Below are 9,527 nucleotides of genomic sequence, written 5' to 3' on the forward strand. Positions count from 1 at the left end.
GGGACTCGCTTCTCGTGCAGGTCTTGACAGACGGCCAACCGGAAACCGAGCAGCTCGAACGGCATGTCGTGCACCATCTCCTGGACACGCGCATCGAGTTCAGAGATCGCAGAGCCACCAGCCGAGACGTTTTCTTGAAGTCGCAGTTCTGGACCTTAGCTGGCGCACTTGCAGGCGTCATTTCTTTGGTCATTGCAATCATGACCGTTATCTTTTCATCATCCAGTGAAATTTCGATTTCCCTGTCGCCCGACAGCGGCCCGGCCGGTACTCAAGCCGTGCTGTCAGGCGAAGGGGCAGAGCGGTTCTCAGTGGTCGTGGTAAGGGTGTCAGCCGCGTCGGTTGCCGAAGTGCCCGCATCGCCTGCGCCTTCCTCTTCTACCATTCCTACAAAGTCTAATTCTTCATCTCCGCCGCCATCGTCGACAAGCGCTGGAACAACCTACAACCCGTCGATCGTTGAAATTGGTCGAACTCAAGCAGACCAGGAAGGCAAGTTCCAGGCGGCCATCACAATCCCCGGCGAGGCCGAAAAGGGAGCCCTGCGTATCGACGTCTCTATTCAGGAAAGTGGCTCTACGAGCTTTGAGTACTTGACCTTTCTCGTTCGCTAACCAGGAGAGGTTGTCTGCATCTATTGCCGCGGTCGAACGAGGGGCGGCCTCAGTGCCGGCGATGCGTACTGATCTGCCGCCGATAAGGAGCGCAGGCGTCGGCTGCCGCGTGAAGGGGTAGCTGCGGGCGGCTGGTTCTGAAGGCACGTTCGACGGTTAGGGCGGCGGAGGCGGGGGGCGGGTCCGCCGCTTGCGATCTAGCGCCGACGACGCCATAAGATACGTTCGCACGTTCCCCCCAAGCGCGCGGTCGGGCGAATGTGTTTAGGCATCTTCCCGTCGCCTGCTGTCGCTCTGTGCCGCGAGGTATCGAACGGCTTGTCGGGCGCAGTCCAGCGACGTGCGAAGCGTGCTACTCCTCGATCGGACTACCGGACTTGCCCGGCTCGGGGCATTCTGGACCTGTGTGGAACCCGGCCTTCCGTGGACTTGCTCTTCTTTTTGCTTTGACTTGGTTCGTGTTCCCCGGGTTCGGGCTGATCGATCTCTCCGAAACCTGGGACCCGGCTTGGCCGGTGGTCCTCGAAGCCGGTTGGGGGCTTCTCTTCAGCGTTCTTGTCGGTGGAGCGTTTATCTACATCGCGCTAAATCCGCGGCGTGCCGCGCCGGCGATCGTTCAACTGCTGGTGGTTGCCGGAGCCCTGGCGTTGTCCGCCGCAATCGCCTTGGAGGCGGCGGCCGTGGTTCTGGCCGTGGTCCTAGCAGCCGAGGCGCTGGTGTTCCTGGGCGTTCCCGAACGCGAAAGCGTCCGCCTTGGTCCGCTTGTTGTCCAGCGTCCGCTCGCGTTCGTGGCGGCGCTCGGCCTCGTGCCGTGGTCGATCTACGCCTGGCGGATGTACGAGGCTAATCGGGCGGGCATTCCCGGAGACAACACGATCGGCGTCAATCACTACGCAGTGCAGGGAGCCAGCGCGCTCGGCCTGGCAGCATTGGCGTGTATCGCAGCCGCCTGGCCCCGTGGCCGCCGCTTCATCGGCGTGTGTGTCAGCCTCGTCGCCGCGTACCTTGGGCTCGTTTCCCTCGCATGGCCGGGCGCGCTCGGGGGATACCGCCCTCCCTGGTCGATACTCAGCATGGCGTGGGGCGTCGGCATCGCCGCATGTGCCCTCTTGGGACACCGCCGCATGTCTCGATAGCACAATGTTCTGGTTGTCCGTGGTTCCTCGGTCCCCATCGCCCACAACGCACGAGGACCGGTCGTAGGCGTGCAGCGCCCGCGTGCGCTTGCGCGTGCGCGCTAAGCGGACACCGGCTCCGACCGCGGCGACCCGGTCATCTGTCACGGATGCGCGCATGTCCTGGCACATGGTGTTGGTAGGGCGGCAGGTCGCTTCGCAGCCGGCGAGTCCGGTCTGAACGGGACCCGCGGCACACCCCGGCGCCGGATCTGGTCAACCGGGACTTCACCGCGGCCGGCCCGAACCGGCTCTGGGTCGCTGATGCCACCCGGATCCGTGCGGGGAGGGGTGTTCTGGCTGGCCGCTGTCCGGGACGTGTTTCCCGCCGGATCGTGGGCTGGAAGACCTCGAACCGGTGCGACACCGATCTGATCCTCGCCGCCCTCGAGTACGGAATCTGGTCACGCGGGGTCCGCGACGGCGAGCTGATTCATCACAGCGACCGCGGGTCGAACTACACGTCGTTCCGCTTCTCGGAACACTTGCGGGACAACGGAATCCTGCCATCGATGGGCTCGGTCGGCGACTCATATGACAACGCCTTGATGGAGAATTTCTGGTCCACCCTGAAGATCGAACTGGTCTACCGCACGAGCTGGCGGACCCGTGACGAGGCCGAGAACGCGATCTTCGAATACATCGACACCTGGTACAACACACGCCGCATCCAACGCGAGCTCGGCAACCTGAGCCCGGACGAACACGAGACCGCCTGGCACGCCCAGACCGAGCCAGATAACCTCACGCCTGCTCCGACCGGGAGCAGGTAACCACCGCTCCATCAAAGCGGGGGAAGCTCAGTCGCCGTACCAGCGATCAGCCATGGCAATCGCACGACCGTTTGGCAGCCGACAAGATCGATCCGATCGGCTCTCTTTGGCCGGGGAGTCAACGCATGTATTCGCTGCGCTCCGGATTGTCTCTATGCAGCGGAAGCTCGACGGAGGGACCGGAAGATGACACTGACAGTCGACACGGAGCCGGCATCCGGCCTGGACCCTCGCGACGTTGCGGTTGACGACGGCTCGTGGCGTGGTGCGTACTGGCAACATGTCGTCCTGAGCCGGGTCGCGTTGGCCCGCGATGATCTCCACCGGGTGAGTGATGGCCGGACCTGTGACACCGGGCTCGCGCAGGTTGACCAGCTCCTCAAGGCCGCAACGAAGGCGGCAACGCAGCGAGGTTCTCGACTGCGTATCTGGCTGGGAGGAAGCGCGATCAACCACGCGTTTGTCAACCTGCACGCCGCTCAGGTCCTGCTGGCGAAGTACGCTCCCGCCGACCGTCTAGATGGTCAACTGCGATCGGCAATGGTCCGACTGCGGGCGACCCTGCCAGTGACGGCGGAACGGCGCCGGGAATTGGAGAGCCATTACCGCAGGACGACCGACCAGCGACAGCGCGGCTGGATCCTGGAGAAAGCGCTGGAGTGGAGCTACGCGGCCACCGACTCCCAGTACGCCCGGCTGCGGAGTTTCCGCAACATCATCAGCGGAGTCTCAATCGCGGTGCTGGGTTTGGCAATCGGCCTCGCTGTCTTGGGCTTCGTCTGGCCGGAGGCGATCCGGTTGTGCTTCGAAACCGACAATGGCCAGGCGTGCCCGACCGGGAGCTCACCACTCGGCCGCGATTCGCTTGTCATCGAAGTCCTCGGCGCCGCCGGCGGTGCCCTCGCCGCTGTGCTGGCGGTCCGCAAGATGCAGGGAACCTCGACGCCATACAGCGTGCCGCTGGCCCTAGCCATGCTGAAGCTGCCGTTCGGAGCATTGTCTGCCCTGCTGGGTCTGGTCCTGGTCCACGGACAGTTCATCCCCGGCCTGACCGACCTCGACAGCCCGGGCCAGATCCTGGCATACGCGATCGCGTTCGGCGTCGCGCAGCACGCGGTCACCGTACTTGTTGACCGTCGCGGTGAGGAACTGCTCACTGAGATCCCCGGCAAGCGCAGCTCCGGCCACCCACATGGGACGGCCGCGGCCGAACTCCATAGCAGCATCAACGGGAAAGCCCCGACGGTAGGCGCAGAGAAGATCGAACCGCAACAGCAGTGAATCGACGGCGAACCAGGACACATTCCACGGCGTCCTTCGGTAATTGATCAGCCTGGGGTGGCAAGCCTCCGCACAAACGACGTGGTCGCTCAAGCAGAACCAAATGCTGACATCCCGGCGTCGTCGGGATCCTGGGCGGAGCGCCGGAGGACCTGATCGCGTCACAGGGCGGCCGGAGACCCTGCCCGCCCGGAGGCAGGCTCATGCGTGCGCGTGTCCGCTATTTTGGCCGTGGACGGAATCGCCGTGGACGGAATCAATGAACAAGTAGGCACCCTCTATGTCAAGTGTTGATCATGAGGGATGTTTTAGGCTGTGGTGTGGCGGGTCCGGGAAGTGACTTGTCCGAAGTGCCGGCCATGGGGATTGGGTCGGCGCGCTGGATTGCAGAGTCGCCCCCACGTGTCCTGCCGGGCCCGTCTCGAGCAGTTTCGCATCAGCCACCATCCGTTTGTAGACGACGTCGGACAGTTGGCGTTTGAGTGCCCGCATGGCTCCATCGCGGTTTGCCGGCGGCGAGCCCAACCTCAGCAGGCATGATTGAGGGCACGCAGGCGGCGGCACCCAATCCGTGGCTGGTTTGCTGTCCTCAATATTCACGGCACTGTGGCCGTTGCGGCCATCTTCGCGCATGAATCGTGGCTCGGTACGGTAGGACTGCGTCTCCTGCGAACTTGCCCGAGACCCACCGCTGGCTGACCGATTCCGGAACCGGATGACTGAGGTGGTCACCTCATTTACTGATGGCCGCTGCCGCACGCCAGCGCGGCGCCGGCCGCATCCAAATCGTGGAACCGCACACGGCCCGCCGCGATGCCGCGCTTCGCCTGGCCGCCGACGCGGCCGCCGTCGACTCTGCGGGACTGGACCTGCCGCACGGCGCTGAGATCATCGTCGAGGCCAGCGGCCACCCGTCCGCCATCACCGACGCCCTGGACCGGATAGCCGTCCGCCGCACCTGATTCAGATGGGCGTGACCGCCCCGGACACCACCGTGCGCTGCACCCGTTCGAGATCTTCGAGAAGGAGATCACCGTGCTGGCCCCGACCAGCCTGGCCGACTGCTATCCCGCCGCAGTTGAACAGATCACCGAGCTGAACGCGACAATCCGTCCCCTGGTCACCCACACCTTCTCCCTCAGCTCCTACGCCCGAGCGCTCGCGGTTGCAGCCTCGCCCGAGGCGCTCAAAGTGCACGTCGACCCCGCCAGCAACTGATCGCTCGCCAGCACGGATAGGCCTACCCACAGTGGGTACGTCGCGTAGCGAGACCTGCAGGTAAGCCGGAACCATGACCGCGTGACGCCCCGCCGGGTGCTGTCCGCGATCGGTTTGCCGCCCCACCACCCCGGCTGAGACGTCGCGCGCACTCATCCCGGAGGCCGACCATGTATCAGCTACCCGACCACAACCTCGGACTTGACCTCATGCGGGTCACCGAAGCCGCCGCCATGGCGGCCGGCCGATGGGCAGGTCGCGGCGACAAGGAGAGTGGTGATCAGGCCGCCGTCGACGCCATGCGAGACGTCCTCGCGGGCGTGCCCATGCGCGGCGTCGTCGTCATCGGCGAAGGCGAGAAGGACCAAGCCCCCATGCTCTACAACGGCGAACAGGTCGGCAACGGCAACGGACCCGAGTACGACGTAGCCGTGGACCCGGTCGACGGAACCACCCTGCTGGCCGATGGCACCGCCAACGCCATCGCCGTCCTGGCCCTCTCCGACCGCGGCACCATGTACGACCCGAGCGCGGTGTTCTACATGGACAAGCTGGTGACTGGCCCGGACGCCGCCGGCCAGGTCGACATCGATGCACCCGCGGGCGACAACGTGCGGGCGGTCGCCCGGGCCAAGGGCTGCGATCCGAGCGACGTGACGGTCTGCGTACTCAAACGACCCCGGCACGAAGAGCTGCTGCGCGAGATCCGCCAGGCCGGCGCCCGCGTCAAACTTCTCAGCGACGGCGACGTCGCCGGCGGCATCGTCGCCGCGCTGGACGACTACCCCGTCGATCTCCTCCTGGGTGTCGGCGGCACGCCGGAAGGGATCATCACCGCTTGCGCGATCAAGGCGATCGGCGGCACCATCCAGGCCCGGCTGCACCCACGCGACGAAGCCGAACGACAAAAAGCTCTGGACGCCGGGCACGACCTCGGTCGAGTTCTCCACACGGAGGACCTCGTCGCCGGGGACAACACCGTCTTCGTCGCCACCGGCATCACCGACGGCGACCTGCTGCAGGGTGTCCGCTACACCGACACCGGCGCACGGACCCGCTCGATCGTCATGCGCTCACGCAGCGGCACCATGCGAACTGTGGAGAGCCGCCATTGGCTCAGCAGAATCGCAGCCGCCAGGGCCTGACCAGTCGATCGACGACCACGCCGGTGATCACCAGCAGGTGAAGCCGCCGTCGACGATGAGATCGACACCGGTGCAGAAGCTTGCCGCGTCGCTGAGCAGGAAGACTGCCGGTCCGACAAGTTCGTCGACGGTAGCCATCCGGCCGAGCGGGGTGTCCGCCTCGAACTGGCGGACTTGATCGGCGACTTCAGGCCTGGTGTTCATGGGAGTGGCGGTGTAGCCCGGGCTGATCGAGTTCACGCGGACGCCGCGCCCGCACCACTCCATCGCAAGGCTGCGGCTGAGATGGACGACACTCGCCTTGCTCGCGTTGTAATGGGCCTGCAGGAGCCCGCGATTGACGATCGTGCCGGACATCGAGGCGATGTTGACGATCGAGCCGCCACCGTTGACCAGCATGGCCTTCGCCTCGGCCTGGCAGGACAGAAAGACGCCGGTGACATTGATGTCGAACACGCGCTGCCACTGATCCAGTGTCATCTCCTCTGCGGGCGCCGCGTTGGCGATGCCGGCACTGTTCACTGCCAGATCGAGTGCGCCCAGGTCGGCCTGAGTACGGGTCACCGCCGCCGAGAGGCCGGCCGCGTCGGTGACATCACCGGCAATCGGCGAAGCTTTCACGCCGACTGCCTCAATCTCGGCGCAGACCTCGTCCAGACCAGGGCCGGGCAAGTCGAAGCAGGCGACGTTCGCGCCGGACTCGGCGATCCCGACGGCGATCGCCCGGCCGATGCCACTGGCGGCGCCGGTGACAAGGGCGGTACGCCCATCGAGTCGGAAACTGGGAAGTGCCATCTGTCCTGCCCATCGTCGGCGTCGCCCGGCCCGCGGCCCTGTGTAGCGATCGACCTTTCCACCATTGTGATCCCGGCCCGATCGAGTGCTTCGCACACGCGTCACGACGGCGGTCACGTTGACGGCACGAAAACCGAGGCATTGGCGTGAAAACTGATGCTCTGCAACAGCAGGGTGCCGTCCCCCGCGCCGGTGAAGACCGTGTCACCGTTTCCGGCGACCGCGATCGCCATCCCGCCTGCTACATGGGCCACCTCTGCAGCAGCGTCTTGATCCGGCGGTCAGCGCTCGGAACGGCGGAGGTTCTCCATGAGGGATGCGCGCTCGTGGTCTTGGGCGGGCGGTGGGGTCGCTGGTGCTGCGGCCGGAGTCGTGAGCGCGGATAGGCGCATGCCGTACCCGCATCAGTCGGTCGCCCGGACGATCAGTGAGCCGGTCGGCGGGGCCGGCCACGAGACGAGGTGGTACTCCTCGTCCGGGGTGTCGACGACCTGGTCGTAGTGCGCGTCGCGACCGCGCGCGTGGATACGGACGCGATACGTGCCGGGCCCGGCCGGGCTCAGCACCGGAAGGTTCGGTGAGGCCTCACCTCGGTGTCCGCCGTCTACATCCAAGCTGGCAGGTTGGAACAGGCAGCCCTGCAGTCGGGCATGACGGTCCTCGAGATCAGGTCCGGCGGCCTGAACGCGGCCATGATCGCCGAAGTGGTCGGCGAGACCGGCCACGTGCTCAGCGTCGACATCGACCCGGACGTGATCAGCTGGGCCAAGATGCGGCTCGAACAGGCGGGTTACTGCCATCGAGTACGCACGGTGGTCGCCGACGGCGGCGTCCCGGACGCAGGGCCGTTCGACGCGATCATCGTGACCGTCGGAGCGTGGGACATAGCCCCGGCCTGGCTCAATCAGCTCGTTCCGGACGGCACGCTGGTCCTGCCGCTGATCATGAACGGAGTGACCCGCACGATCGGGTTCCGCCGCACCGGACACCGCTTGATCAGCACCTCGACCGAGGTGGCCGGGTTCGTGCCCATGCAAGGTGCCGGCCGGCACGCCGAGCACGTCCACGCTCTGGCCGATGCCAACGGTCGGAACGTAAACCTGCGGTTCGACGCCGATCCTCCCACCACGCTGCATTTGCTCGACGGGCTCCTCACCAGCGAGCGCACCGAGGCGTGGTCACAGGCGACCATCGGCCGTGAGGAGTCCTTCGCCGATCTGCATCTGTGGTTCGCCTGGTTCCTGCCGGGCTTCTGCCGGCTCGCCCCCGGGGGACGGGGTGGTGCTGCCGGCGAGCGTAGTTCCTGGTTCTCGTACGGCGTCGTTCGCGACGCTGGCCTGGCCTACCTGGTCGTGCGTCCCGCGCTCGACAGCGGGGGAGCGGCGGTCGAACTCGGGGCGCGCGCCTACGGCTCGGTCTGGCCATCATCGGCATCGCCAACCGCACCACCCCCGCCCCGCTCACCAGCCGGGCCATCTCACCCTGAGCAACGCCTGCTCCGATCGTTCACCAAACAAGACCGCTGCGTCACCCGACATTGTCAGGTCTCTGTCCGCTGGCGGTGGCGGGAACGGCCGAGGCCGGGAAGACCTCCGCCCAGTCGTTCTTGACGCTGACAACCGTCCATCCGTCCGCCCGCGCACGCTCGAGCGCCTGCTCGGCCCCGGCCGAGTAGGCGAACTCGCGCTCAGCGTCGTCGTGCAAGACGAGGAGTCGCAGCGTGGGCCGGTCGGCGCGGTGGGTGAACTCAAGCATCGGCAGGTCGCCGTTGGAGTTCCCAGCCGCGACCAAGGGGCGCCGACCGACCCGGTTCCAGATGCGTACGGGCTTCTCCGGACCGTCGTCGAGGTAGTCGGCCTCGGCCTTGCGCATGATGGCGCCGCCCTCTCCGTTGCCGGCGTAGGTGAAGGTGCTGCTGCTCCCGATGACCCGCTCCCGAGGGATGCCATACATGTCCTGGCTGACCGGTCGCATGAAGTCGCGGCCGCCGCCGGAGACGATGTAGTTCGTGAAGCCGTTAGCCGACAGGTACTCCAGCAGCTCGACCATCGGGATATACGCGCAGTCCAGGTAGGTGCGGCCGAGCGTCGGGTGCCGTGCCGAGCGCAGGAACGCGTCGGACCGCTGCTCGTAGTCTTCGACGCTGATGTCCGCGTAGGCAGCCAAGATGCCGGCGAGCAGCAACCGGACGTTGGCGTCATCACCCGCGTAATGCTGAGCCATGAGCGCTCTGAACCAGGCGAGGTCGCGTTCGGCGACGGCCTTCCACGGCTGCCGCTCGCGAAGCCCCGGTTCCGCGGCCACCATCTCGGCCAGCCGCCGGTTGATGAAGTCGAGTTGGATCGGCATCGGCTTCTCGCACCACAGGGTGCCGTCGTTGTCGAAGACGGCCACCCGTTCCTCGACCGGCAGCTGAGCTGATCCCTCGACAAACTCGATGATCGATTGCCGGGCAGCGCCGGGCAACCAATCGGGCAACACTTGTCCGGTCATGGGGATCAGCCGACGATCCGCTGCGTGAGCTGC

10 protein-coding genes and 1 pseudogene are annotated in these 9,527 nt (G+C 66.1%); 8 read left to right on the forward strand and 3 right to left on the reverse strand.

Annotated elements, in window-relative coordinates; genetic code table 11:
* The 7 genes and pseudogenes from AB0M20_RS13160 to glpX all read left to right on the forward strand — a co-directional run.
* Nucleotides 1-614, forward strand: a 614-nt coding sequence (locus AB0M20_RS13160; protein WP_364297632.1) for a hypothetical protein, incomplete at its 5' end; no start/stop codon positions are given.
* 404 nt (nucleotides 615-1,018) lie between these two features.
* Nucleotides 1,019-1,750 (forward strand): hypothetical protein, encoded by a 732-nt coding sequence (locus AB0M20_RS13165; RefSeq protein WP_364297634.1) that lies wholly within the window; start codon nucleotides 1,019-1,021, stop codon nucleotides 1,748-1,750.
* A 209-nt stretch (nucleotides 1,751-1,959) separates the two neighbouring features.
* A pseudogene (locus tag AB0M20_RS13170) lies at nucleotides 1,960-2,562 on the forward strand (IS3 family transposase); the annotation flags it as partial.
* A 186-nt stretch (nucleotides 2,563-2,748) separates the two neighbouring features.
* Complete coding sequence (locus tag AB0M20_RS13175; RefSeq protein ID WP_364297636.1) at nucleotides 2,749-3,843, forward strand: hypothetical protein; 1,095 nt, start codon at nucleotides 2,749-2,751, stop codon at nucleotides 3,841-3,843.
* 743 nt (nucleotides 3,844-4,586) lie between these two features.
* Nucleotides 4,587-4,805 carry a hypothetical protein gene (locus AB0M20_RS13180; protein WP_364297638.1) on the forward strand — a complete coding sequence of 73 codons (219 nt, stop codon included), beginning with the start codon at nucleotides 4,587-4,589 and terminating at the stop codon, nucleotides 4,803-4,805.
* Between the two features lie 73 nt (nucleotides 4,806-4,878).
* Nucleotides 4,879-5,061: a hypothetical protein gene (locus tag AB0M20_RS13185; protein WP_364297640.1), complete on the forward strand. Its 183-nt coding sequence runs from the start codon at nucleotides 4,879-4,881 to the stop codon at nucleotides 5,059-5,061.
* A 170-nt stretch (nucleotides 5,062-5,231) separates the two neighbouring features.
* Nucleotides 5,232-6,206 (forward strand): class II fructose-bisphosphatase, encoded by a 975-nt coding sequence (gene glpX / locus AB0M20_RS13190; protein ID WP_364297642.1) that lies wholly within the window; start codon nucleotides 5,232-5,234, stop codon nucleotides 6,204-6,206.
* Nucleotides 6,207-6,233: 27 nt separating this feature from the next.
* On the opposite strand, the gene AB0M20_RS13195 is transcribed toward glpX, so the two are convergent.
* Together AB0M20_RS13195 and AB0M20_RS13200 are read right to left on the reverse strand one after the other, a co-directional pair.
* The gene (locus AB0M20_RS13195; protein ID WP_364297644.1) at nucleotides 6,234-7,001 is read right to left on the reverse strand and encodes an SDR family oxidoreductase; all 768 of its coding nucleotides are present in this window, start codon (nucleotides 6,999-7,001) and stop codon (nucleotides 6,234-6,236) included.
* 404 nt (nucleotides 7,002-7,405) lie between these two features.
* On the reverse strand, nucleotides 7,406-7,615 hold the full coding sequence (locus AB0M20_RS13200; RefSeq protein ID WP_364297646.1) for a hypothetical protein: 210 nt from the start codon (nucleotides 7,613-7,615) through the stop codon (nucleotides 7,406-7,408).
* Nucleotides 7,616-7,624: 9 nt separating this feature from the next.
* Here AB0M20_RS13200 and AB0M20_RS13205 point away from each other — a divergent pair, with 9 nt between their 5' ends.
* Nucleotides 7,625-8,611, forward strand: coding sequence for a methyltransferase, FxLD system (locus tag AB0M20_RS13205; protein ID WP_364297648.1), 987 nt, complete (start codon nucleotides 7,625-7,627; stop codon nucleotides 8,609-8,611).
* Here AB0M20_RS13205 and AB0M20_RS13210 read toward each other — a convergent pair.
* Nucleotides 8,529-9,527 (reverse strand): HAD family hydrolase (locus AB0M20_RS13210; RefSeq protein ID WP_364297650.1); only part of this gene is annotated, 999 nt, incomplete at its 5' end. The two genes, AB0M20_RS13205 and AB0M20_RS13210, sit on opposite strands and share 83 nt — an antisense overlap.

The sequence above is a fragment of the Actinoplanes sp. NPDC051633 genome (assembly GCF_040681735.1).
Classification (GTDB): Bacteria; Actinomycetota; Actinomycetes; order Mycobacteriales; family Micromonosporaceae; genus Actinoplanes.

Bases quoted from the DNA above. Each gene is read 5' to 3' on its own strand.
- AB0M20_RS13175 (WP_364297636.1), top strand. From the start codon at position 2,749: ATGACACTGACAGTCGACACGGAGCCGGCATCCGGCCTGGACCCTCGC.
- AB0M20_RS13180 (WP_364297638.1), top strand. From the start codon at position 4,587: ATGGCCGCTGCCGCACGCCAGCGCGGCGCCGGCCGCATCCAAATCGTG.
- glpX (WP_364297642.1), top strand. From the start codon at position 5,232: ATGTATCAGCTACCCGACCACAACCTCGGACTTGACCTCATGCGGGTC.
- AB0M20_RS13195 (WP_364297644.1), bottom strand. From the start codon at position 7,001: ATGGCACTTCCCAGTTTCCGACTCGATGGGCGTACCGCCCTTGTCACC.